19 protein-coding genes are annotated in these 25792 nt (G+C 60.6%); 13 read left to right on the top strand and 6 right to left on the bottom strand.

Annotated elements, in window-relative coordinates; translation table 11 throughout:
* Positions 1-88: 88 nt before the first annotated feature.
* Positions 89-1615 carry a YifB family Mg chelatase-like AAA ATPase gene (locus RBB49_RS26095; RefSeq protein ID WP_306145883.1) on the bottom strand — a complete coding sequence of 509 codons (1527 nt, stop codon included), beginning with the start codon at positions 1613-1615 and terminating at the stop codon, positions 89-91.
* 303 nt (positions 1616-1918) lie between these two features.
* On the opposite strand from RBB49_RS26095, the gene RBB49_RS26090 reads away from it, so the two are divergent.
* Positions 1919-2173: a hypothetical protein gene (locus RBB49_RS26090; RefSeq protein WP_306145882.1), complete on the top strand. Its 255-nt coding sequence runs from the start codon at positions 1919-1921 to the stop codon at positions 2171-2173.
* Between the two features lie 105 nt (positions 2174-2278).
* On the opposite strand, the gene RBB49_RS26085 is transcribed toward RBB49_RS26090, so the two are convergent.
* Positions 2279-2527 carry a hypothetical protein gene (locus tag RBB49_RS26085; protein WP_306145881.1) on the bottom strand — a complete coding sequence of 83 codons (249 nt, stop codon included), beginning with the start codon at positions 2525-2527 and terminating at the stop codon, positions 2279-2281.
* Positions 2528-2906: 379 nt separating this feature from the next.
* Here RBB49_RS26085 and RBB49_RS26080 point away from each other — a divergent pair, with 379 nt between their 5' ends.
* Both RBB49_RS26080 and RBB49_RS26075 read left to right on the top strand, forming a co-directional pair.
* Positions 2907-3815: a LysR substrate-binding domain-containing protein gene (locus tag RBB49_RS26080; protein WP_306145880.1), complete on the top strand. Its 909-nt coding sequence runs from the start codon at positions 2907-2909 to the stop codon at positions 3813-3815.
* Between the two features lie 137 nt (positions 3816-3952).
* On the top strand, positions 3953-4774 hold the full coding sequence (locus tag RBB49_RS26075; RefSeq protein WP_306145879.1) for a cyclase family protein: 822 nt from the start codon (positions 3953-3955) through the stop codon (positions 4772-4774).
* A 316-nt stretch (positions 4775-5090) separates the two neighbouring features.
* Here the strand turns inward: RBB49_RS26075 and polA are convergent, their stop codons facing one another.
* The 4 genes from polA to RBB49_RS26055 all read right to left on the bottom strand — a co-directional run bounded on the left by polA (position 5091) and on the right by RBB49_RS26055 (position 10400).
* Positions 5091-8066: a DNA polymerase I gene (gene polA / locus RBB49_RS26070; protein ID WP_306145878.1), complete on the bottom strand. Its 2976-nt coding sequence runs from the start codon at positions 8064-8066 to the stop codon at positions 5091-5093.
* A 75-nt stretch (positions 8067-8141) separates the two neighbouring features.
* On the bottom strand, positions 8142-8609 hold the full coding sequence (locus RBB49_RS26065) for a RidA family protein (protein ID WP_306145877.1): 468 nt from the start codon (positions 8607-8609) through the stop codon (positions 8142-8144).
* A 118-nt stretch (positions 8610-8727) separates the two neighbouring features.
* Positions 8728-9759 carry an acyltransferase family protein gene (locus tag RBB49_RS26060; RefSeq protein WP_306145876.1) on the bottom strand — a complete coding sequence of 344 codons (1032 nt, stop codon included), beginning with the start codon at positions 9757-9759 and terminating at the stop codon, positions 8728-8730.
* 119 nt (positions 9760-9878) lie between these two features.
* The gene (locus tag RBB49_RS26055; protein ID WP_306145875.1) at positions 9879-10400 is read right to left on the bottom strand and encodes an FxsA family protein; all 522 of its coding nucleotides are present in this window, start codon (positions 10398-10400) and stop codon (positions 9879-9881) included.
* Positions 10401-10779: 379 nt separating this feature from the next.
* On the opposite strand from RBB49_RS26055, the gene RBB49_RS26050 reads away from it, so the two are divergent.
* The 10 genes from RBB49_RS26050 to RBB49_RS26005 all read left to right on the top strand — a co-directional run bounded on the left by RBB49_RS26050 (position 10780) and on the right by RBB49_RS26005 (position 25782).
* Complete coding sequence (locus RBB49_RS26050; RefSeq protein WP_306145874.1) at positions 10780-11502, top strand: Tim44/TimA family putative adaptor protein; 723 nt, start codon at positions 10780-10782, stop codon at positions 11500-11502.
* 107 nt (positions 11503-11609) lie between these two features.
* On the top strand, positions 11610-12731 hold the full coding sequence (locus RBB49_RS26045; RefSeq protein ID WP_306145873.1) for a murein transglycosylase A: 1122 nt from the start codon (positions 11610-11612) through the stop codon (positions 12729-12731).
* 3 nt (positions 12732-12734) lie between these two features.
* Positions 12735-13304, top strand: a complete 570-nt coding sequence (locus RBB49_RS26040) for a Smr/MutS family protein (RefSeq protein ID WP_306145872.1) — start codon at positions 12735-12737, stop codon at positions 13302-13304.
* A gap of 4 nt (positions 13305-13308) precedes the next feature.
* Positions 13309-13680 (top strand): helix-turn-helix domain-containing protein, encoded by a 372-nt coding sequence (locus tag RBB49_RS26035; protein WP_306145871.1) that lies wholly within the window; start codon positions 13309-13311, stop codon positions 13678-13680.
* A gap of 203 nt (positions 13681-13883) precedes the next feature.
* The gene (locus RBB49_RS26030) at positions 13884-16718 is read left to right on the top strand and encodes a [protein-PII] uridylyltransferase (protein WP_306145870.1); all 2835 of its coding nucleotides are present in this window, start codon (positions 13884-13886) and stop codon (positions 16716-16718) included.
* Positions 16719-16750: 32 nt separating this feature from the next.
* The gene (murJ, locus tag RBB49_RS26025) at positions 16751-18313 is read left to right on the top strand and encodes a murein biosynthesis integral membrane protein MurJ (protein ID WP_306145868.1); all 1563 of its coding nucleotides are present in this window, start codon (positions 16751-16753) and stop codon (positions 18311-18313) included.
* Between the two features lie 120 nt (positions 18314-18433).
* Entirely contained in the window at positions 18434-19513 is a 1080-nt protein-coding gene (gene trpS, locus RBB49_RS26020) for a tryptophan--tRNA ligase (protein ID WP_306145867.1), read from the top strand.
* Between the two features lie 204 nt (positions 19514-19717).
* Positions 19718-22120: a response regulator gene (locus RBB49_RS26015; protein ID WP_306145865.1), complete on the top strand. Its 2403-nt coding sequence runs from the start codon at positions 19718-19720 to the stop codon at positions 22118-22120.
* Positions 22121-22414: 294 nt separating this feature from the next.
* Positions 22415-23350: a GNAT family N-acetyltransferase gene (locus tag RBB49_RS26010; protein ID WP_306145941.1), complete on the top strand. Its 936-nt coding sequence runs from the start codon at positions 22415-22417 to the stop codon at positions 23348-23350.
* A 149-nt stretch (positions 23351-23499) separates the two neighbouring features.
* Positions 23500-25782 (top strand): transglycosylase domain-containing protein, encoded by a 2283-nt coding sequence (locus RBB49_RS26005; protein WP_306145864.1) that lies wholly within the window; start codon positions 23500-23502, stop codon positions 25780-25782.
* Positions 25783-25792: the final 10 nt, after the last annotated feature.

The raw sequence follows: 25792 nt of genomic DNA, 5'->3' as shown, positions 1-25792 counted from the left end.
AGATGTTGACATGCTCAGACATGGGGCCATTAGCGCGGATCTTCAATCGAATTCTCGCCGGCAGCGCCGGATTGCGGCACCGCCCCGCTCACGCCGCCCGACGGGACATGTCCCGGCCGCGGTAGCTCAAGGCTTCGGCAAGGTGAATGCGGGACACGGATTCCTTGCCGTCGAGATCGGCCAGGGTACGCGCCAGCTTGAGCACCCTGTGATATCCGCGCGCACTCAGCTGCAGCTTTTCGGCAGCATCGCGCAGGAAGGCCAGACCCAGGTCGTCCGGTTGCGCCATGGTCTCGACAACCGACGCCGGCGCCTGGGCGTTTGTCCGGCAGATCACGCCGAGATCGAAGAACCGTTTTTCCTGGATGCGGCGCGCCTCGGCGACCCGTGCGGCAACACGCGCGGACGGTTCGGCTTCGGCCGGGCCGATCAGATCGGACGCGGTCACTGCCGGTACGTCGATCCTGAGGTCGATCCGGTCCAGGAATGGTCCGGAAACGCGGGCCTGATATTCAGCCACGCACCGCTCGCCGCGGCGGCAGACATGTCCCGGTTCGCCTGCATTGCCGCACCGGCACGGGTTCATGGCGGCAATCAGCTGAATACGGGCAGGGTAGGTCACGCGGTGGTTGGCCCGGGCAATCACGGCCTCACCCGTTTCCAGCGGCTGGCGCAGGCTGTCGAGCACCTGCGGGTTGAATTCGGGCAGTTCGTCGAGAAACAGGACACCGTTATGGGCGAGCGAAACCTCGCCCGGCCTTGCCCGGAGCCCCCCGCCGATCAGCGCCGCCATCGACGCGGAATGGTGCGGCGAGCGGAAGGGGCGCTTGTCGGTGAGCTTTCCTTCCGCCAGTTCGCCGGCGAGCGAGGCGATCATCGACACCTCAAGCAGTTCCCTGGGCGTGAGCGGCGGCAGGATGGAAGGAAGCCGGCTCGCCAGCATGGATTTGCCCGATCCGGGCGGACCCGTCATCAGCAGGTTGTGGCCGCCCGCTGCGGCGACTTCAAGGGCACGCCGCGCACTTTCCTGGCCCTTGACCTCGGCCAGATCGGGAAGCACCCCGGCGTTGCCATGGAGTTTTGCCGCCGGACGCGACAGCACCTGTGTGCCCTTGAAGTGATTGGCGAGCTGTATCAGCGAGCGGGGGGCGAGAATGTCCATGTCCGCATCCGCCCAGGCGGCCTCGCCGCCACTGGCTTGCGGGCAGATCAGCCCCTTGCCGAGCCCGTTTGCCCCCATGGCCGCCGGAAGCACGCCGGCAACGGGCGCCAGCGTCCCGTCCAGCCCCAGCTCGCCGAGCACGGCATACCCTTCCAGGAATTCACCCGGGATTGCGCCGATCGCCGCCATCACGCCCAGCGCAATCGGCAGATCGTAGTGGGAACCCTCCTTGGGCAGGTCGGCAGGTGCCAGATTGACGGTGACGCGTTTGGCCGGAAGCGCGAGGCCCGACGCGGAGAGCGCCGCACGGACGCGTTCGCGGCTTTCCGCAACAGCCTTGTCCGGCAAACCGACGACATTGAAGGCGACCATGCCCGGACCGACATGCACCTGCACGTCGACGGGAACGGCCTCGATCCCCTGAAAGGCAACCGTGGTAACCCGGCTGACCATGCGCTCTCCTCTACCTGAAGATGTAGACGGAGGGAAACACAATATCTACGGCGGTTCAAGAACAAATATGGAACGCAATACTGCTGAATCGTCCAGGGAAGGCAATTTTGGCAGGAAAGAAGGTTTCATTCGGGACTGGCGAGAGGCCGCAGGGTCGCATTCCGCTTCGTCAAGTGTGACCCGGCGCACAAAAGCGTCGGGTTTTTGCACCCAGGCCGCGATCCGGTGACAAACGTCACACTGATTTTTCGCTGCAGGCCCCATTTCTCTCTCAGCGCAACCCGCTTAACAGGAGGAAATGACATGCCGTATTTTGGTGAACGCAGTGAACACGCAGCTTACGAAAACGATTTGGATGACATGGGTGTGTCGTCCCGCAGGTTTGGTGACGTCGATGCCATCATGGACAATCTGAGCGACAATGCTCTCGATCAGTATGGTCACGATTTCGGCGATGACGGATCAGATGATTTTGAGCTCTTTGAAGACGATGACTGGTCCGAATACGATCTGGACGCTTTGGAAAGCGACGAAGCATATAACGATATCGCGATTTAAGGTGCGATTGAGACTGTCTGCCCGTGGCGCCGGGCCGCGCCGTCCGCTTGTCGGCTGCAAACAGCTCTTACGGCCGGAGACGTCCGGACCGTTGAGCCTGTTCCGTCAGGACGCGTAAACGCGCATTGAGCGGTCTGAACCGGAATATCCGGCTGCATCCGCCAGAACCTTGTCGAGATATGCCGGCATCCTGAAGGTTTCACTCATGGACAAGCCATTGGTTTCCAGCCATTCGGAAACCAGTTCGATCATCTTGTCAGGGTCTTTTTCGAACATTGCCCTGCAAAGCTCGGTGTCGATCTGAAGTTCGTCGTTCGTCGTGTTTGAAACGATCATGGGTACACCATTACGCATATTGTTCTCTAAGCACGCCACTATACTGCCTGCCGGCCTCAATAAAAACCAGAACAATGCGGTTATGCGGCTGCGCCCGATCATAAAAGAGTGTTATGCATGCATTGTTGAGATGCTGTCGCCGCCGGTACTGCAAGCCGCACAACCGGGTACGCACACACCTTTCAGCGCCCTTGCCGCTGCAACACGCGGACGCCGGTCAAGACACCGATTGACGCTGGACAGATGCTCGCCGGCAGTTTCGATTCCCGATATACGGGCTTTTTCAGTTTCATAAATTTATGGTTGAATTCCTTCTAAATTACGCGTAATTCTGACCTGAGGTGAGAAACCACACTGGCAATGCCAGCAGATTGGGACCGAGGTGGAAAAACGCAGCTTGACCGTTGGCCGATTCAACATCGAATTGCTGGAAGCCTTTGTGGCGGTTGCCGAAATGGGCAACGTGACACTCGCCGGCGCAAGGTTGAACCGGACGCAGCCTTGCGTCAGCACCCAGCTCCGCCGGCTCGAGGACCGGGTCGGCAAACCGTTGATCGAGCGTGCGGCGCGTTCCATGGAATTGACCGCCGCAGGGCGAATTCTCTACCAACACGCCACGGATATCCTGAAATCGCACGAGGAAGCGCGCCTGAGACTGTCCGCGCCGGAATTGACCGGCACCGTTCACGTCGGTTTGCCGGAATGGTCCACGACCGGGCAGCTCCAATCCATCTTCTGCAACTTTGTCCGCATTCACCCGAACGTAAAACTGGAGATGACCGTTGCGGACAGCGCCACGCTTCATGACAAGTTGTCCCGAAACGAGCTCAATCTGGCGATTGCCCTTGTGAGTCCTGCCAAACCGGAACCGGCCGGCGTCGTGGAAGAACAGCTTCACTGGGCAGCCGGAGATGCCTTTGCCCCGAGCGACCCGGTGCCGCTCATACTCTTCCCGGAACCCTGCCCTTTCCGCGATATTTCCTTTCGCGCCCTCGCAGGAGCGGGGCGCCAATGGTACGAGCGCATCACCACCACGAGCGTTGCCGCCGCCCAGGTTGCCGTCAATTCGGGGGCCGGTGTCTGTTGCCTGCCATCGGGAGCAATAGTCGACGGCTTCAGGATCCTGAAGGAACAGGACGGTTTTCCCGCCCTGCCGGCAACAAGGCTGGCGGTCTATACACCGGCCAAGGCGCAGTCACCCATTGTCGACTACCTTGAAGCGCACCTGAGCGAACTGCTGCAGAATGCAATCCCATCGCGTTCGGCGCTGACCGGCAAAAGTCAGCCGGAACTGCGGGTGGTCTGACACCGCAAGGATCTGGATTCGCTGCTGTCCTTCCCGCCGAAATTCCGCATCAAATCAAACAAAACTCTTTTTTGACTCGCAATTTCCCCGGCTGAAAGGCAGCATTTCCCTTTGGCAAACAACGGGAAGGACATGTCATGTGCGATCTATGCGTTATCAATTCGGTCAAGAACCGCATGTTGTCACGGCGGGATTTCTTCAAAGCGACGGCCGTCGGTGCCGGGCTAGCCGCGACCGCTGCAGCGACCGGTGCCATGCCCGCGATGGCGCAAACGCCCACCAAGATTGCCGACATGACCCACGAGCTCTACGAGACCTTCCCGACATTCGGGGGAGAACAGCAGTTCTTCAAGGAGAAGCTCGTTGATTTCGCCAAGGACGGTTACAATCTCTTCAACCTCACCTACAACGAACACACCGGCACGCATATGGATGCGCCGTTGCATTTTTCCGAAGACGGCCAGTCCGTCGCGGAAATCCCGGTCGAGAACCTCGTTGCTCCCTTGTGCATTATCGATATCAAGGCAAAGGCCACCGAGAATGCGGATGCCCAGGTGACCCCGGATGATCTAAAGGCCTGGATCTCGGCCAATGGCGCGATCCCGGACGGGGCCTGTGTCGCCATGAATTCCGGATGGGGCGTTCAGGTTCCGACGGACAAGTTCCGCAATGCCGACGAAAACGGCGTCATGCATTTCCCCGGCTTCCACCTGGAAGCGGCGCAAATGCTGATGGAAGAGGCCAATGTCGTCGGCCTCGCGGTCGACACGCTTTCGCTCGACTTTGGCCCGTCACCTGATTTCGCCGTCCACTATGCCTGGCTGCCAAGCAATCGCTGGGGCATTGAATGCATCGCCAACCTGGATGCGCTCCCGGCCAGCGGTGCAACGCTCGTTGTCGGCGCCCCCAAGTTCCGGGGCGGTACAGGCGGACCCTCGCGCGTCATGGCGATGGTTTAGGGTCGGCCGCGTGCTTTGTTGAACAGCGATGGGACGGGCGATCCTGTCAAAGCGTGAAACGTCAGTTCTGACAGGTCAGGTCATACTTGGTTGATCCACAGATGTTCGCTTCAAACTGAGTTGTGTCTGGTGGCGCGATCCTCAGTCAATGCAGTTGTCATTCCGGCTGAAGCGCAGCGGAAGGCCGGAACCCAGTAACCACTTGTTTCGCCGTCGGCTTCAATCAAGGGCCACACGGCATACTGGATCCCGGTCTTGCCGCATACACGGCAAACCGGGACGACAATCCAAGGCATTCTCGTTTGCGACGCAATTACTAGTGCGCCTCGTCCCAGTTGTCGGCGGCGCGGGCGTCGACCTTGAGCGGCACGGACAGCTTGAGCACCGGTTCACAGGCGTTTTCCATGACGTCCCGGATGACCGGCAACGTATCGTCGACCTGCGCGTCCGGGACCTCGAAGATCAGTTCGTCATGGACCTGCAGCAGCATCTGAGCGTCGAGCCGTGCCTCTGACAGCCGGTCTTCCATGCGCACCATGGCGCGGCGCAGGATGTCGGCGGCAGACCCCTGGATCGGCGCATTGATGGCCGCGCGCTCATAAAACGAACGCATGTTCGGGTTCTTGGTGTTCACGTCCGGGTAATGCGCCTTGCGGCCGAAGATCGTGTTGACGTAACCGTCCGCATGCACCTTTTTCTTGGTGGCTTCCATATAGTCGCGAATGCCCGGGAAACGCTCGAAATAGGTCTTGATGTAGTCTCCGGCCTCGCCGCGCGAGATGCCGAGCTGGTTGGCCAGGCCAAAGGCCGAAATGCCGTAGATGATGCCGAAATTGATTGCCTTGGCCTGACGGCGCACCATCGGGTCCATGCCCTCTATCGGCGTGCCGAACATTTCGCTCGCGGTCATGGCATGAATGTCGAGCCCGTCCTCGAACGCCTTCTTCAACTGTGGAATGTCGGCCATATGCGCGAGCACGCGCAGTTCGATCTGGCTGTAGTCGGCAGAGACGAGCTTGTGACCCTTCGTGGAGATGAAGGCCTGGCGGATCTTGCGGCCTGCCTCGGTCCTCACCGGAATGTTCTGAAGGTTCGGTTCCGAAGAGGACAGCCGGCCCGTCGTGGTCGCGGCCAGCGCGTAGGACGTGTGCACGCGGCCCGTTTCCGGGTTGATGTAACCGGGCAACGCGTCGGAATAGGTGGATTTCAGCTTGGAGAGCTGACGCCAGGCAACGATCTTGGACGGCAGTTCGTGCCCTTCCGCCGCCAGGTCTTCGAGCACCTGGGCCGAAGTCGACCAGGCACCGGTCTTGGTTTTCTTGCCGCCGGGAAGGCCCATCTTGCCGAAAAGAATATCGCCGAGCTGCTTGGGCGAACCGATGTTGAAATTCTCGCCGGCGAGCTCGTAGATCTCCGATTCCAGCCCTGCCATTCCTTGCGCAAAATCGCCGGAGAGCCGCGACAGCATCTGCCGGTCGACAGAAATGCCGCGCTTTTCCATGCGTGCCAGAACGGGCACCATGGGGCGTTCCAGCATCTCGTAGACCGTCGCCATGCGGTCACTGGCAAGGCGCGGTTTCAGGATCATCCAGAGACGCAGGGTGACATCGGCGTCCTCGGCCGCATAGGCCGTTGCCTTGTCGATCGGCACCTTGTCGAAGGTGATCATCGACTTGCCGGAGCCGCAGACCTCCTTGAACGGGATCGGCTTGTGGCCGAGCCAGCGCTCGGACAGTTCGTCCATACCGTTGCCGCCCTTGCCGGCGTCAACCGTGTAAGAGAGCTGCATGGTGTCGTCATACGGGCTGATATCGATGCCGTAGCGGGTCATCACCAGCCAGTCATATTTGAGGTTCTGCGCGATCTTAAGGACAGAGCGGTCCTCCAGCATCGGCTTGATGACCTCAAGCGCCTGTTTCAGCGGGATCTGGTCCGGCAGCAGGCCGCCACCGCCCAGAAGGTCACCCTCGCCATCGACATGGGCGAGCGGGACGTAGCAGGCTTTTCCCGGTTCGCATGACAGCGACAGGCCGACAAGTTCCGCCTGCATGGCATCGAGCGACGTGGTTTCGGTGTCGAAGGCAACATAGCCCTTTTCAAGGGCAGCATCGCACCACTCCTTGAGCCGTTCGACGGTCGTCACCGTTTCATAGGCGCCTGAATCGATCGGGATCGCCTTGACGGCTTCCACCCGGGCATCGGCAACCGTCTGCGGTACCATCATTCCGTCCGGCCCGGCGCCATCGCCAGCTGCCTCTGCGGCGCTCCCGCTCGCTTCGACACGCTCGACCATGCGGCCCTTCTGGTCGGGCACATCCCAGCCGGGGACCTGGAAATCGGCGGGTTCGACATTGGCAAGATCGGCCCCGGTTTCTTCCGCAACGCGCTTGGTCAGGGTGCTGAACCCCATGGCCTTCAGAAATCCGACCGCCTTCGGACCATCGACATCGGTGACCGTCAGATGCCCGACGGGCACTTCGACGGGCACATCCTGCTTCAGCGTCACCAGTTCCTTGGAAACCCGCGCCTGGTCAGCGAATTCGATCAGGTTTTCCCGGCGCTTGTTCTGCTTGATGGTGTCCGCTCCGGCCAAAAGCGTTTCCAGGTCGCCGAACTCGTTGATCAGAAGCGCCGCTGTTTTCAGGCCGATGCCCGGCACGCCCGGAACGTTGTCGACGCTGTCGCCGGCAAGCGACTGCACCTCAATGACCTTGTCCGGCCCGACGCCGAATTTTTCGAACACTTCCGGCTCGCCGAAGACCTTGTTCTTCATGGTGTCGATCATGCCGACCTTCGGCCCGATCAGCTGCATCAGGTCCTTGTCGCCGGAAACGATGGTGACCTGAGCCCCCATGTCAGCAGCCTGGCGGGCATAGGTCGCGATCAGGTCGTCGGCCTCGAAACCTTCCTGTTCGACACAAGGCACGGAGAAGGCCCGGGTTGCCTCACGGATCAGTCCGAATTGCGGCACAAGATCTTCCGGCGGTTCCGGCCGGTTGGCCTTGTATTCGGGATAGATGGCATTGCGGAACGTCTTGGACGAATGGTCGAAAATCACCGCGAAATGGGTCGGCTCGTCGCCCTCTTCCGGTGTCAGCCCTTCCTGCAGCAGCTTCCAGAGCATGTTGCAGAAGCCGGAGACGGCACCCACCGGCAGCCCGTCGGGCTTGCGCGTCAGCGGCGGCAGCGCGTGATAGGCGCGAAAGATGAAAGTGGAACCGTCGACCAGGATAAGGTGGTCGTCAGCGGTGAGGGCGGGGGCAGAATCTTGCGTCGACATGGCGCGGATCATGCCCCGAGTAGGTCGGCGAGGGAAGAAGTAAATTATGTCCTTCGCAAGACGGCAATCTGGGCCGGACTTTGGCGGCTATTCACGAAATCGGAACACGGCTTCGACTTCCACGCTGGCGTTGGACGGAAGGCTGCTGCTGCCGACAGCAAAGCGAACATGATTTGCCTTTTCCGGTCCCAGGACCTCAGTCATCAGATCCGAGGCACCATTGACCACCTTGGGGTGCTGGGCAAAGTCTGACGCTGAATTTACGAATGCACCCAGCTTGATAAGCCTTTCTATGCGATCGAGATCGCCGAGGGCCGCTTTTGCACGTGCCAGGAGATTGATGGCGCAGCAGCGGGCCGCTTCATACCCGTGCTCCAGCGTTTGCTCGCAGCCTATCTTTCCGGTGATAGGCTTGCCTTGCATGTCTGCGGAAATCTGACCCGATATGTAGAGCAAAGAACCATCAGCCAGATAAGGAGCAAAGTTTCCAAGCGCAGGAGGGGCTGGTGGCAGCACGATTCCCAAGCGTGCAAGGCTTGTTTCAATTTCGTTCATTTTCTGAATTTCCGCCAAAGGGTAGGGGCGGGAGGCCTGAGCTCTCCCAACGTCAGGCACCCTATCCGTCTGCGGATTTCCAGGAAAGTCCTAAAGGAACAATTCCCGACGTTTCCTGTCACTCCGCCGCTTGCGGTGCGCGCTTGCGGCCGAAGGTGCCGCCGAGATAGGCCCATTCAGGGCGTTTGAACAGGAACCAGCCGAGATTGGTTTTCGCAATGATCCAGTAAAGGATCATCGGGCTGACGCAGGCAATGGCGGTGACGATCAGCGATGCCGTGCCAATGTCGAGGAAACCGAGTTTCAAGAGAATGACGCGGGTCACGCCCATCGGAAAAAAGAACGCCAGGTAGATGACGATGGAGTTCTCGCCGAAATGGCGCAGGAAGCCCAGGCTGCCCAACTTCACGATGAGCGCGCTGGTCAGGATGATGGCACCGGCGCCGGCTGCGCCCAGCGCAAGGGCGATCAGCGGCAGATGCGCCCAGCCGAGATAAACAAGACCGCCGTTCACGACACCCCAGCCGATGAGATAGGCGGCGCTCACGCCGATGCGTTCGCGCGCCCAGTCGGCGAGCTGGAAGATTTGCGGCGCGAAGATGTAGCCGGCGTAGAAATAGACGAAGCGGGAAGCGAATTCATCGACCAGAAGAAGACCGGTATGGATCGGCGCGATCTGCAGGAGGGCACCGACGGCAAGCATCAGCTGCCAGGGCACGCGGTAGTCATGCGCAAGTTTGCAGACGACGAAAAAGACCGGCAGCATGTAGATGAACCACAAGGTGCCGAAAGGCTGGATGAAGCTCAGGAAATAGAACTCCAGCGTGCCCATGGTGCCCATGTCGCCGACGAAAATGGGTGCCTTGACGGCGAACTGGATTGTCATCCAGAGAACGTAGAAATAGGCGAAATGAACAACCTTGCGGTCGAGATAGAGCTTCCAGTCGCGCGTGATCACGTTGGCGAGGAACAGGCCCGAGATCAGGAAGAAGTCCGGCATGCGGAACGGAGCTGCAAAGGCAACGACGGCGTGCATCCAGCCGGTTTCACCGGCAGCGGCCTCGACGCCGAGTACCGAGTGCATCATCACGACGAAGATAATGCAGATGCCCTTGGCCGTATCGACCCAGTCGACGCGCGCGGATCCCATGGTTCGAACCTTCCGTTCCAGGCGGTTTTCACCGCAAACAGAAGGTCAGACGTAACCTCAACTGGTAAATATTACGCATACAGCCCATGTCACGTTTTAGTGACCCTGCTGTTGCCGCGTCAGGACTTCGCGTCGTCGGGCCCGTCGCGCCACGGGCTGATTTTCGGCTGACCGCCCCCAGACGCTGTGTCGGCACCGGGCTCTTCCTTTTCAGACCAGTCGCCCTGGTCAAGGTCGACAACATGGTCGTCACGCCGGCCATGGGCCGCACCGCCCTGAACGATCACCACGTTCGACCGGGACACGATAAAGTTCGCCAGCGCCGAGCGAACCGGTGGAATGAACAGGAGCAGCCCGATCGCGTCGGTCACAAAACCGGGGATCAGCAGGAGGATACTCGCCAGAACAATCATTGCACCCTGCATGACCTCGTTGCCAGGTGCGCGCCCGGCATCCAGTTCGCTCTGCATGCGCATGAGCAGCGACAGCCCCTGCTGGCGCAGCATGATCGTGCCTGCCATCGCCGTAATGACTGTCAGCAGAATGGTTGGCAGCACGCCGATCAGTCCGCCGACCCAGATGAAAACCGCAATTTCAATCAGGGGCAGCAAAATAAGTGCGGCAATGATATAAAGTCCCACGGGACCTCCATCGTCTGATAAGTTGTTTCAGGTCATGTTCCCATGCAATGGGCCGGTATGTATGAACCTGGCTGGATACGAGGCGCGAATCGGCAGGAATCCCTTTGATTTTCAAGGATCAGAGCCGCGTTTGCCGCGATGTTCCGGCCCCTTTCATGAGGGCATGACCTCGCCTAACGTAGACATTCGATCACAAAAATGCGAGCAGGCGCGCGCAGGAAAGATAACCATTGCAGAAATTTCAGTCTTGCCCTCGGGTCTGGATGCTGGTTCAAGAGCCCCCTAAATAAGGTGGTAACAGATATCGAGAGCAGGCAGCTTTCAGCTGAACATGCAAGAGGCGGCTTGAAATGCCTCCAAAGGGTAGCCGGAACGTAAGATGAATGAAATTTTCGACCCACTGAATCTCGTCCTCATGGGACTTGCTGTTTTTATCCTGTTCAGACTGAGATCCGTTCTCGGCAAACGCACCGGCAACGAGCGGCCACCTTTCGACCCCTATTCCAAGCCGGAACAGACGAACGAACAGCCCAACGGCCAGGACAATGTCATTCCGCTGCCCAACCAGGGCGACCAGCCCGCCGACATGATGCCGGAACAGGCTCAGGGCGGTGATGTGGTGATCGACAAGGTCGCTCCGGAAGGCTCCGCGCTCAACAGCGCCCTGAAACAGATCCTGTCCGTCGACCGCAGCTTTGAACCGAGTGAGTTTCTCGGCGGTGCGCGCGCAGCCTACGAGATGATCGTGATGGCCTTCGCCGACGGCGACAAGAAAGCTCTCAAGAATCTCCTGTCACCGGAGGTCTTTGACGGTTTCGTTGGCGCAATCGACGACCGGGAAAAGCGCGGCGAGACGATCGAGTCGACATTTGTCGGCATCGACAAGTCGGAAATCGTCGAGGCAGCCCTCAAGGGATCGGTTGCCCAGGTGACGGTCAAGATCCACAGCCAGCTGATTTCCGCAACGCGCGACAAGGCCGGTGAAGTCGTGGACGGCGATCCGGCGAAAGTTACCGAGGTGGTCGATATCTGGACCTTCGCGCGCGACACCAATTCGCGTGATCCGAACTGGAAACTGGTCGCGACCGAATCCGCCGAGTGACAATGACGCGAACGAACCGGTGGGCGAGGGGCACCGTTCTTCGCCGGTTTTCCATCTGTTTGAGAGGCGCGGCACTGGCCGCGCCGCTTTTCTTTGCAGGAGCCGCCATGGCCACACCGCAAAGCCCGGGACTTCCCGATCACTTGAAGAAAATCGATTTCAGTGATCTTGCCGGTTGGGAAGACGACGATCATCACAAGGCACTCGCCGCATTCCAGCGGTTCTGCAGCAAACCCGGTGCCTTCGGTTCAACCGGCCTTTCCGGCCACGAACCTGCAAATCTGAAGGCCCTCTGCCACGCGGCCGCCGATCCGGGCATTGCAACACCTGACGCCGCCCGGCAGTTCTTCGAGACCCGGTTTACCGCGCACCGCATCACCGGTCCGGGTTTCGTGACCGGGTATTTTGAGCCGGAAGTGACCGCCTCGCGCAACCGGACGGACGACTTTTCCTTCCCGCTTCACCGCAAACCGGAGGGCCTGGAGGCAATCGCGGCGGAAACCAGGCCGGCCGGATGGCCGCCGGAGATCAGCCACGGTCGCCGAACAGCCAACGGGTTTTCGGAATTGCCGGACCGGGCCGGCATCATGGCCGGTGCGCTCGACGACGAAAACCTGGAACTGGTCTGGCTCTCTGACCCGGTCGACGCCTATTTCATCCACGTGCAGGGCTCGGCGCGACTGCGCCTGACTGACGGCAGCGTGATGCGTGTCGGCTATGCAGGCAAGACCGGGCATCCCTATACCGGTATCGGAAAGCTTCTCGTTCAGCGCGGCGAGGGCACGCCGGAGGACTTCACCATGGCGGGTCTCAGATCGTGGCTTTCCGAGAACGCGGAAAGGCGCGATGCACTCTTTGGCGAAAACCGGTCTTACATTTTCTTTCGCGAGGTTCTGGAGGCCGGACCGGATGACGGCCCTGTCGGAGCGGCAGGCCTGCCTCTGGTTGCCGGCCGCAGCCTGGCGATCGACCCGGCGTATCTTCCATATGGCGCCTTTGTTTTCGTCGAGGCCGGTTTCAAGGACCCGGACGGGAGCGGACGGAACTTTTCAAGGCTGATGATCGCGGACGACACCGGCTCGGCCATCAGGGGTCGTGCGCGCGGCGATATCTTCACAGGGTCCGGTGACAGAGCCGGCCGGATTGCCGGTGACATTCGGCACGAGGCGACGTTCACTGTTCTTGTGCCGGATCCGGTACGTCCGGACCCGCAAGCAATGACGGACTGACCGATGACGAAAAGGGGGAAAAAGGGCAGCCTGTCACCTGAAGACCGGGAGCTCTGGGGCAAGGTCGCAAAAACGCTCACACCGCTTGATCCGGATCGGGTCCGGCTTCTGGAGGCGGACCTTGAGAGCAACAAGAAAGACAAACCGCGCACGGCGGTGAAATCGGCCCCGACGGCGACGGCCATCAAGGCACCCGCACCGGAAAAGAAAACCCCCGACCTGCTTCCCCTTCATCAGCTGGAAACCCGGTATCGCAGGAAGATCGTCAAAGGTGTCCGTGCGATCGATGCGCGGATCGACCTGCACGGCCTGACGCAATTCCAGGCGCATGACCGGCTGCGCGGATTTCTCTACCAGGCGCAGGCCAGCAGTCACAAAGTTGTGTTGGTTATCACCGGCAAAGGCGGGGGGCCGGGCCACGCCTATATGGACGAACGCGGGATTTTACGCAGAATGGTGCCTCAATGGCTTGCCATGCCGGATATGCGTTCGGTGGTCCTGGGCTATGAGGAAGCCCATGCGAGCCACGGTGGAGCGGGGGCGCTCTACGTGCGGATCCGTAAAAGAAGGTAGAACCGTGACACCGCTAGGGGCAAAAATTCGGGAACTCAGGGCAAAAAGAGGCGTCTCCCTGAAGGAAATGGCAGCAGCGCTTTCCGTCTCCAGCGCTTATCTTTCAGCGCTCGAACACGGCAAGAGAGGCAAGCCGACCTGGTTTCTGGTGCAGAGGATCATCACCTATTTCAACGTCATCTGGGATGAAGCGGAAGAGATCCAGCGTCTTGCGGAACTCTCTGACCCGCGGATCACCATCGACACGGCGGGGATGCATCCCAAGGCCACCGAACTTGCCAACCAGCTCGCCCTGAAAATCGAGGTCCTGTCGGAAGACTCGCTCGCCGGACTTCTGCATCAGCTCCGCGTAGCGGCAGCGAAAGACGACGTCTGAACCGGATCGCATTGGCGCAGAGGCCGCAAAAACCGGTTGCAAAACACTCCGCGACACGAATGCCGAACACCGAAGCGGGCAAGTTTTCCCAAACGGCAGCAGTGTTTTCAGTTTTACGTGTCCTTATGGTGCGATCCCTATATAACCAGCACTCGAAACCCAACCTGACCTTCTGATTTGCCGAACGGATTGCCGACAAAACAATGCACCCCAGCCAGGAAGAACTCGCCGGACTGATCGATGCGGATGATCTCCGCTCCCGCCTGACCGCACTTACAGGCGACACCGACGGCGACGGATCGGACAGCAAAGTCAGGGCAACCGTCTTGAACCTTCTGAAGTCAGAAGTGAAAACGGCGCGCGACCGCGTACAGGAAAAACTGAATGAAGACGGCGGCGGACTGCTCTGCGCGTCACGCCTGTCCCATGTTCAGGACGAGCTCATCCGCGTGATCTATGACTTCGCCGTCAGGCATGTCTACCGGGTCAAGAACCCTTCCGCCGCCGAGCGCATGTCGGTCGCCGCCGTGGGCGGCTACGGGCGTGGAACGCTCGCTCCGGGATCTGATATCGATCTGCTGTTCATCCTGCCCTACAAGCAGACGCCCTGGGGTGAGCAGGTCGTCGAGTACATTCTTTACATGCTCTGGGATCTGGGCTTCAAGGTCGGCCACGCAACCCGGAACGTGGACGAATGCATCCGGCTCAGCCGATCCGACATGACGATCCGCACCGCCGTTCTGGAAGCCCGGCATATCTGGGGCGACGCCCCCCTTTTCGATGAGCTCATCAAACGCTTCGGCACAGATGTCGTTAACGGAACCAGCTCCGAATTCATCGCGGCGAAACTGCTGGAGCGCGATGAGCGGCACCGGCGGCAGGGCACATCACGCTACCTGGTCGAACCCAACATCAAGGAAGGAAAGGGCGGACTTCGCGACCTCAACACGCTGTTCTGGATCGCGAAATACCACTACCGCGTCGACAAACAGTCAGAGCTGGTCAAGAAAGGCGTCCTGACCCGGTCCGAATATACCCGGTTCGCCAAGTCGGAGGACTTTCTCTGGGCAGTGCGCTGCCATCTTCACTTCCTGACGGGACGTCCCGAGGAAAGGCTCGCCTTCGAATTCCAGCGCGAAATCGCAATCCGGCTCGGCTACACCCAGCATCCGGGCATGCGCGATGTGGAACGCTTCATGAAGCACTATTTCCTTGTTGCAAAGGATGTCGGCGACCTGACCCGCATCATTTGCGCGGCGCTGGAGGAAGAGCACGTCAAGGAGCCGCGCGGCAAGGGATTTTCCGGCATGATGCGCCGCCTGCGCAGCGGCCGCGTCACCGATTCCGTCAAGCCGGTCAAAGGCGCGCCCGGCTTCATTGTCGAAAACAACCGGCTGAACGTTACCAATGACAAGATCTTCGAAACCGCTCCCGCGAATCTTCTCAGGGTTTTCCAGCTCGCCGAAAAGCACGATTACTACCTGCACCCCAAGCTGACGCGGCTGATCAGGCATTCGCTCAAGCTGGTCGACAGCAGCCTCAGGAACGACCCGGAGGCAAACCGGCTGTTCCTGTCGATCCTGACATCGCGCAACAAGCCGGAAACGATCCTGCGCAAGATGAACGAGACCGGGGTTCTGGGCAGGTTCGTGCCCGACTTCGGCAAGGTCGTCGCGATGATGCAGTTCAACATGTATCATCACTATACGGTCGACGAGCACCTGATCCGGTCGATCGGGGTGCTGGCGGAAATCGAGCGGGGGAATTCCGGAGAAGATCACCCCCTGTCGACGGACCTGATCCTGACCCTGCAGAACCGCAAGGTGCTCTACGTGGCGATGTTCCTGCACGATATCGCGAAGGGCCGGCCCGAGGACCACTCCGTCGCCGGTGCGCGGGTTGCGCGCAAGATCTGCCCGCGCTTCGGCTTGAACGAGGCGGAAACCGAAACGGTCGCATGGCTGATCGAGCATCATCTCGACATGAGCACCATTGCGCAGTCGCGCGACCTGAACGACCGCAAGACCATCACGGATTTCGCCCAGACCGTTCAATCGCTGGAACGGCTGAAGATGTTGTTGATCCTGACCGTCGCCGACATCCGCGCCGTCGGACCCGGCGTTTTCAACGGCTGGAAGGGTCAGCTTCTCAGAACCCTCTTCTATGCCACGGAACCACACCTGTCCGGCGGACACTCCAAGATGTCCCACAACGAGGCGATCGAGTCGGCCAAAACCGACCTGATGACCAAGCTGGAACACTGGAGCAAGAAGGACCGGACCGCCTATCTCAAGCGCCATTACCCGGCCTATTGGCTTCGCACCGAACCGGAGCGGCTGCTGACGCACGCCGAACTGCTGCGCAAGGCGGACAAGGGCGGCAAACGGCTTGCCTTCGATGTCATTCCCCGCGCGTTCGAGGGCGTCACCGAACTGAATATCATGGCGCCCGACCACCCGCGCCTTCTGTCCATCATCGCGGGTGCCTGCTTTTCCACCGGCGCAAATATCGTCGACGCACAGATCGACACGACAACGGACGGTTACGCGCTCGACACCATATTCATCGGCCGCGAATTGCCCGACGATGACGACGAACGCCGCAGAGGCGAACGGATCACCCGGCTGATCCGGACGACACTCAGAGGCGACGAACGTCTTCCGGAACCGGTGACCAAGAAAAACTCGATGAAAAGCCGGGTGAAGGCCTTCAAGGTGGCGACCGAGATCCTGGTCAACAACGCGCTTTCGGATGAATACACGGTTCTGGAGATTTCCGGCCTCGACAGGCCCGGACTGCTCTACGACCTGACACGCTCCATCGCGACGCTCAATCTCAATATCGGCTCGGCCCATATCTCGACCTTCGGCGAAAAGGCCGTCGACGTCTTTTACGTCACTGACCTGACGGGCCAGAAGATCTCCAATATCGGGCGGCAGGAAATCATCCGCGAGCGTCTCACCGATGCCGTGAAGGGCCGCCTTGAGCTTGATCCGGCCGCACCGGTCTCCAGAAAAGTCCAGCGTCAGGCCTCGTGAATGCTGCACATTTTCCCGGGAGCGCCGCCTGAATGAGCCTTGTTCGTAACTTCACGACGGTCGGCGGCGCGACCATGTTGAGCCGGGTGCTCGGCTTCGTGCGGGATGTGCTCCTGGCTGCCGCTGTCGGGACCGGGCCCGTCGCCGACGCCTTTGCCGTGGCCTTCCGCCTGCCGAACCTGTTCCGCAGGCTGTTTGCCGAAGGCGCGTTCAACTCTGCCTTCATCCCCCTGTTCGGCCGGGCGGTCGAAGAAGAAGGCGATGAAGGCGCAAGGCGCTTTGCGGGTGAAATCGGCGCTGCGCTGCTGTTCTGCCTGCTCGCGCTGACGGCGCTCGCACAGATATTCATGCCCTTCGTTGTCTGGGGTCTGGCACCAGGCTTCAGCACCGACAGCGCCAAGTTCGACCTGACCGTCCTGATGGCGCGGATCGCTTTTCCGTACCTGATCTTCATGTCGCTTCTGGCCTTCCTCGCCGGGATCCTGAACACCTACCAGCGCTTTGCCGCCGCGGCCTTCGCACCGGTGATGCTGAACGTGGTCATGAGTATCGTTCTGGGCAGCGTTCTGGCGGCAGGCGTGGAGGACAACACCGAACTCGGCATTATCCTGAGTGCCGGCGTCACCTTCGGCGGGATCGTCCAGCTTCTGGTCGTCATCGCCGACCTGAAGCGGCTCGGGTTCAGGATACCGGTGTTCCGGCCCCGCTACACCAAATCCGCAAAACGCCTGCTCGTGCTCGGGGTCCCCGGCATCATTGCAGGCGGGGTCACACAGCTGAACATCGCCGTTGGAACGATCATCGCCTCGCTGCAGGACGGTGCGAACGCGATGCTCTATTTCGCAGACCGCCTCTACCAGCTTCCCCTCGGCGTGATCGGCATCGGCATCGGCGTCGTTCTGTTGCCCAGCCTGACCCGGCAGCTAAGGGCCGGCGAGGTCAGCGCCTACCAGGTAAGCCTCAACCGCGCCCTCGAAATCTCCCTGGTTCTGACACTGCCGGCCGCGGTTGCGCTGGCCGTCGTTCCCCACGAGATCGTGTCCGTGCTGTTTCAGCGCGTCCGTTTCGACGCCGCTGCCGTTGACGGAACCGCAGCCGCGCTGATGGCATTTTCCTTCGGCCTGCCCGCATTCGTGCTCAACAAGGTTTTCTCACCCGGCTATTTCGCGCGGGAGGACACGAAAACACCGATGAAATTCGCCGCTGTCGGCATGGCGGTGAATGTCTGTCTTTCGCTTGCCCTTTTTCCCGTTTTCAAGCATGTGGGCATCGCCCTTGCCACGACGATCGCAGGCTGGGTCAACACGGGGCTTCTGATCATTGTCCTTTACCAGCGCGGCCACTTTGTTCCTGATTTCGCGCTTCTGCGGCGGCTGGTTCTGGTGCTGCTGGCGAGCCTGCTGATGGGTGTGGCCATTCACTTTGCAGCCATTGTTCTCGCACCGTCTCTGTCCGGATCCTGGCTGATCGTCCGTGCGGCCAGCCTCGGCCTCCTGGTGCTGACCGGGGTTGTGACCTTCGCGGTGTTCGCACAAGTGAGCGGCGGCGCGGATCTCATCAGCATGTTCCGGACGTTGACGCGGCGCAACACCTGACAAACAAACTGCGGTTGCCATGCAATACCGCTTGCATCCTCGGCTTTGCGGGCTTACACCCGGCGCGCCCAAAGTTTCACAGCGCCCTTCCAACCGGCCGCACCAATAAAGGGATTTAAAATGACGGCGTTCCAGCCCCGTGTCTTTTCAGGCGTTCAGCCAACCGGCAACCTCCACCTTGGCAATTATCTTGGAGCGGTGTCTCGCTGGGTTCCCCTGCAGGACCAGATGCCGACGATATTCTGCGTGGTCGATTCCCACGCCATCACGGCCGGATTTCCGGACCCGGAAGAACTCAGCAACGCAACGCGCGAAGTGACCGCAGCCTATATGGCCGCCGGTATCGATCCGGACAAATCGATCATCTTCAACCAGTCGCAGGTGCGCGAACACGCCGAACTCGCGTGGATCTTCAACTGTGTCGCGCGGATCGGCTGGCTCAACCGGATGACGCAGTTCAAGGAAAAGGCCGGAAAGAACAAGGAAAACGCGTCCGTCGGACTGTTCGCCTACCCGAACCTGATGGCGGCCGACATCCTTGCCTATCGTGCGACGCATGTCCCGGTGGGCGACGATCAGAAGCAGCATCTTGAACTGACACGGGATATTGCCGCAAAGTTCAACAACGACTTCGGCGACCGGATCAAGGACCTCGGAATTGGCGTTCCCAATCCGACACCGTCTCCCGAGCTGCCCGAACAGCTGTATTTTCCGCTGACCGAACCGATGATTGCCGGGCCGGCAACACGGATCATGTCGCTGCGCGACGGCACCAAGAAAATGTCCAAATCGGACCCCTCGGACCTGTCGCGCATCAACCTGACCGACGACGCCGACACGATCGCCCGGAAGGTCCGGAAAGCCAAGACGGATCCGGACGCGCTGCCAAGCGAAGTCGACGGTCTTGAGAACCGCCCGGAAGCCGACAATCTTGTCGGGATTTTCGCGGCGCTCAACGGCAGCTCCAAGGAAGATGTCCTGAAGGACTTCGGCGGACAGCAGTTCTCGACCTTCAAGCCGGCCCTGTCGGATCTTGCCGTCGGCAAACTGTCGCCGATGACGGATGAGATGCGGCGGCTGATGGATGACAAGGCCCAGATCGATTCGGTTCTGAAGACGGGCGCCGAAAAAGCATCCGCCATCGCCGAACCGGTCCTGAAAGACGTTCGCAAGATCATCGGCTTCCTGGACGTCAGATAAAGCAATGCCTTGCCCTGCATGATCCGGCAGGGCAAGGCGCACCCTTCTTTTCTGGTCGAGACCAGCAGGCGACACGCCTTCCAAACACACACCGCATGCATCCACCGCTTGCCGCAATTCTCGACAGCACGCACTCAGTGAAACGGTTTCTAAAAGATTAAGCGGCACTCTCTCGGGCATTGACCCACTAAGAGAGACATCCCCTTGGCACGTCACAACGGCAACAAGATCAAGAGCCCTGAAACCGGCAGCCGGGAAACTGAGGCGAACCCTCACGTTTCTGCCACACAAAGCTTGGCCGCGGACGAGATCAAGCCGATGCCGGGCGACGTTGGCGTGCCTGTGGATGTTTCCGAGCCCGATGTCGGACCGGGCCGCCGCGCGACCGACAAACCCGTTTCAGCACCCCGGAAAGCGCTTCAGCACCTGGCTGTTGCCGGTCTCGTCCTGGGATTGGGAGCAGCGCTTTTCCTGGTCGCGGGCGATGGCATCACACGGTTTCTGGGCGTCGGCCTTGCCTTCTTTGCAGGCGGACTGGCAGTCTGGCGCATGTTTGCCGACGACATGCACCGGTCCGTCGAGGCGATCCAGTCGAAAGACGCCAAGATCAGACGTTTGATGGCGCGGATCGAGGAACTCGAAGACAAGGCCTGGGAGTTGGGGGAATCCGACGAAAGGCACGCAAGCATCCTCGCAACGCTCGGTGACGTCGTCGTGCGGCGCGATGCCGACGGTGTCATCCAGTATGTCAATTCCGCCGCAGAAGATGTGTTTGGAAACATGCACGACCTGGTCCCAGGCAACGCCATGAAGCTGCCACTGGTCGACGCGGACGGGGTCCAGACACAGGCGCCGTCGGAGTTGAACCTCTCGGGAAGAACGACCTTTCAGGATCTCCATATTCACACCGCCCAGGGGCCGCGCTGGTTTTCACGGATCGATATCCCGGTCCGCGACACGGCCACCGACCGGCAGCTGGTTCAGACAGTCTTGCGCGACGTCACCGAGCGGCGGCTGATCGAGGAGGAACTGCTGGCCGCGCGCCATTCGGCGGAAAACTCGAACGAGGCCAAGTCACGCTTCCTTGCAACGGTCAGCCACGAGATCCGCACCCCCCTCAACGGCATACTCGGCATGGCCTCTCTGCTCAGGGACACGCGCCTGACAAAGGAGCAGTCCGCCTATATCGAAGCGCTCGAAACGTCAGGCGAAACCCTGCTTCTCCTGATTGATGAAGTGCTTGATTTTTCCAAGGTCGAGGCGGGCAAGCTGGAAATCCAGAATGCACCCGTCAAGGTCGGCACCCTGTCGGAGAGCGTCGTTGAACTGCTGGCGCCAAAAGCGCATGCAAAAGGTCTTGAGATCGGCACGATGCTGGATCCGCGCCTGCCGGAGACCGTGACGCTTGACGCGACGAGGGTTCGTCAGATCCTGTTCAACCTGATCGGAAACGGCATCAAATTCACGGATGAGGGCGGTATATCCGTCGAGGTGACCGGTCGGAGCGATGGCCCCGGTTCAACCTTCCTGGATATTGACGTGCACGACACCGGGATCGGGTTCAACGCCGCCGAGGCGGAGCGCATCTTCCAGGAATTCGAACAGGTTGATCACGGCCCCGCGCGGAAATTCGGCGGAACCGGCCTTGGCCTTGCCATCGCGCAGCGGCTTGCAGGCCTGATGGGCGGCGCGATCACCGCGCGGCCTTCCGGCTGGGGCGGCGGACATTTCAAGGTGTCCCTGCCGATCCCTGAAGATCTCACGGCCGAAACGGATCCGCGGCTCGACAGCCTCAAGGGCAAGAAGATCGTCTTTGTCAGCGGCAGCCGGATCGAATGCCCGCTGCTGGCAAGGCGGCTTGAGCTTCACCAGGCCAACGTCACCGTTGAAGTGCCCGGCAGCATCGATCTGGAACAGACACTGTCCGGCGCGGATCTCATCATTGTCGACAACTCGGCGGTATCGGATGCGGGCGGCTGGCTGGCGTCCGCCCGCCTGACCGGGTGCGAGGCACCTGCCATCGTTCTGATCTCGCCACCCGAGCGCGACCGGCTGGTCCAGCTGCGCTCCGCCGGCTACGCCGCTTACCTGATCCGGCCCGTCCGGATCGAAACGCTGATCCATATCCTTTCCGGTCTTCTGACCGGCAAGACGGATGATTTCGCCTGGGATGCCAGCGCCGAAACGGTGGACGAGCACACGGCAATTCGAAACTTCAATGCTCCGGCCCGTCCGCTCCGGCTGCTCGTTGCGGAGGACAATGACATCAACCGCCTTCTGAGCGAAGCGCTGCTGCGCAAGCTCGGACATATCCCGATCATGGTCGTGGACGGTGAAAAAGCCGTCGAGGAGGCCTCGAAAGAAAGGTTCGACGCAATCCTGATGGATCTGCACATGCCGGGTGTGGACGGTTTCGAAGCCATCCGGCAAATTCGTGCAAATGAACACATTCACGGACAAAAACCGGTGCCGATCCTGATGGTAACCGCAGACGTCATGCAGGACGCCCGCGACAAGGCCGCAAAAGCCGGTGCCGCCGGATATCTGACCAAACCGCTTACGGTCGAATCAATCTCCGACGCGCTGGTGTCGATCAATCGCGACTGATGCACGGCGCCCCGATCTGATCGGCGTCCGTTTCGAGACCCGGGTCAATCGTGTGCATGCCGTGCGCAATTTCACAAAAAAACAGGATTGAGCTAAGCTGTATTGACAGGGCCTAACGGAAAAACCCGAATGTCATGCAGTTGTCGGATTAGTATGCTCTACGGCGAGGTCAATGCGTGCCAGACGCTCACGGGGCCTGCGCTCCGGCAAAGGTAAAAACAAGGGGAGACAGGCTTCTGCCTGGAACTTCTCCTTACGTGCCAGAACGGAATGCAAGAGGGTGGAATGTCCATAATGCGGCAGGGACTGTTTTCTCCAAGGAAGCTTGTTCGCAGGTTCACGCCCGGATTTCGCAGCGGCAATGCAACCGCCGGCACCACCTGGCCGTCGCATCCGCACCGAACGCCGGTCAAATCGGGCGATACCCTTGGGCGCATCGGATCGCTTGAGGTGCGGCTGGCCCGGAACTTCAAGGAAGTCAGGAAAGCCCAACGGCTGCGCTACGATGTCTTTTACGAGGAAATGTCGGCGATCGCGGATGCCAATACACTTGCAACGCGCCGCGATGCGGATCCATTCGATGCCTATTGCGATCATCTGCTCGTCGTCGATCATGCTTCCCTGAAGCGAAACAAGCTCGGCCGGCTGAAGCCGGAGATCGTTGGAACCTACCGCCTTCTGCGCCAGGAAGTCGCCGATCAGCACAACGGGTTCTATACGGCGGGTGAATTTGAAATACAGAAACTTGTCGACGCCAATCCGGACAAGCGCTTTCTGGAACTGGGACGCTCCTGCGTGCTCAAACCGTACCGGAACAAGAAGACGGTCGAACTGCTCTGGCACGGAATATGGTCCTATGTTCTGCGCCACAAGATTGATGTCTTGCTCGGCTGTGCTTCGATTGAAGGCACCAGCCCCGACGCCCTGGCAGAACGGCTCTCCTTCCTGCACCACAATGCGCGGGCACCCGAAGAGTGGCGCGTCCGGGCCGTGGCCGACCGCTATGTCGAAATGAACCGCATGCCCGCCGACGAGGTGGACCCGAAGGCCGCGCTCCGCGCGTTGCCGCCACTGGTGAAGGGTTATCTGCGCCTTGGCGCTTTCATCGGAGATGGCGCGGTCGTCGATAATCAGTTCGGCACGACGGACGTTCTCATCATCGTGCCTGTGACGCATCTCAACACGCGTTACGTGAACTATTACGGTGCGGATGCCAGCCGATACAGCTGACGATTCCCGGTCCGCGCGGGGAAGATATTCGCCAGGACATGCTTCGGATGTCCTGCGCCAAGCCTTAACGCCCCCTTAAATTGCCGCAATTTAAGATCATCCCGGGGGAAGCCGGCGCGTGCCGGAACTGACGACGGGACGGATGATCAATGGCATCGCGGGCGAAACGCCAGCCAAGGATTGAACCGACATTCGGGGAAGATAGCAGCAGCAGTCTGCTTGACCTGCGCCTTGGACCGCAGGACCGCACTGCTGCGCCCTCGTCGAAATCCGGCCCCAAATCGAAAGGCCGCAAGTCAGGATCCACGACCCGCAAAAAGACCGGTCCCAAGAAGCCCGCAAAATCCCAGAGCGGCAAATCCCGGGGCAGCACAGGCAAACGCCGCGGCGGGAGATCCGGCGCAAAGCGGCGCAGCCGGAAACGCACGTCAAGGATCAGAATTCCCGCCGTCGTCGGCCGGATCTTCAAGCGAAGCGTCTACTGGAGTGCCGTCGCGGGGATCTGGTGCGTGATCGGCGTGGTCTGTGTGATCGGATACTACGCCGCCTACCTGCCGCCGACGTCCGAATGGCAGGTTCCCGTGCGTCCGCCCAACGTCAAGATCGTCGCGCTCAACGGCGACCTGCTCGCCAACCGTGGCGACACGGGCGGCGAAGCCGTGCGTCTGGAACAGTTGCCACCCTATCTGCCAAATGCCGTCATCGCCATTGAGGACCGGCGTTTCCGCTCGCATTTCGGGGTCGATCCGATCGGTCTCATGCGGGCGGCCTATACCAATTTCACGTCCGGCCGCGTTTCGCAGGGCGGCTCGACGCTGACACAGCAACTCGCGAAAAACCTGTTTCTGGAACCGGACCGAACGATAAAGCGGAAGATCCAGGAACTGGTGCTCGCCTTCTGGCTGGAGGCGGAATATTCCAAGGACGAAATCCTGGAAATGTATCTGAACCGGGTCTATCTCGGGTCGGGTGCCTATGGCGTCGATGCGGCGGCACGCCGCTATTTCGGCAAATCCGCGCGTCTCATGACGGTCGCGGAAGCGGCCACCATCGCCGGTTTGCTGAAAGCCCCGTCCCGGTATTCGCCGGCCCGCAATCCGGACCTTGCCGAGGACCGGGCGCAGCTGGTGCTGGCCGCGATGCACGAGGAAGGCTATATCAGCTCGAACGAAGCGAAAACCGCCATTGCCGCGCCGGCAAAAGCGATCCGGCGGCATACCACTGCCAGCGAAAACTATGTCGCCGACTATGTCATGGATGTGCTGCCGCACTTCGTTGGCTCCATCGAGGGCGACATCATTGTCGACACGACGATCGATGCATCCATGCAGCAGGCCGCCGAGGGCGCGCTGCGATCGGCGCTTGCGGAAAACCGGCAAAAGCTTGGCGTCTCCCAGGGTGCGATCGTGACCCTCGACACGGCAGGTGCGATCAAGGCTATGGTCGGTGGCGCGGATTACGCGAAGAGCCAGTTCAACCGTGCGGCTTATGCCAAGCGGCAGCCCGGATCGGCGTTCAAGCCTTTCGTCTACCTGGCGGCACTTGAAAACGGCATGACACCGCAAACCGTGCGGCAGGATCAGCCGATCACCATCAGCGGCTGGTCCCCCAAGAACTACACCAAGGAACACTATGGTCCGGTGACGCTAACCAGATCGCTGAGCCTGTCGATCAACACGGTTGCTGCGAGACTGGCACACGAGGTCGGTGCCGGGACGGTCGCGAGCACGGCGAAACGCCTCGGCGTCACGTCAGATCTCAACAAGAACCTGTCGCTGGCGCTGGGAACCTCCGAGGTCACCCCGCTCGAGATTGCGTCCGCCTACGTGCCGTTCTCCAATGGCGGCTATGGCGTCCTTCCGCATATCATCCGGCGGATCAAGACCGTAGACGGGAAGACGCTCTACTCCAGATCCGGCGATGGCCGCGGGCGTGTGGTTCAGCGGCGCGATGTCGGCAACATGAACCTGATGATGTCCGAAACCCTGCTGACCGGGACCGGACGCAAGGCGCGGCTCGACAGCGGACGCCCTGCGGGAGGCAAGACCGGAACAAGCCAGGATTTCCGAGACGCCTGGTTCATCGGCTATACCGGCAACCTGACCACCGCCGTTTGGTTCGGCAACGACGACAATTCACCGACGAAGAAAGCGACCGGGGGGAGCCTGCCCGCCGCGACCTGGAAAGCGGTAATGGACGTTGCCCACAACGGCCTGCCGGTTGCGGATCTTCCGGGTGTACCGAACCTGCCCGTCAGCGTGGCAGCACCGCGCAAGCCGCAGGAACAGGGCCAGCCGCGCAATGCAGTCAGCTCCGGGCGGCATCCGATTCCGCCTGGTTCCATCGGCGGTGGTGATGGCGGGGCAGGCGGCGGCAACGACGAACGGCGCGGACCGCTCGGTCTGCTGCGCAATATCTTCGGCGGCGGTTAGAGCCTCAGGC

The sequence above is a fragment of the Roseibium sp. MMSF_3412 genome (genome assembly GCF_030733265.1).
Taxonomy (GTDB): domain Bacteria; phylum Pseudomonadota; class Alphaproteobacteria; order Rhizobiales; family Stappiaceae; genus Roseibium.
The sequence above is the reverse complement of the archived record's forward strand: the minus strand, read 5'-3'. Positions and strand labels throughout refer to the sequence as shown.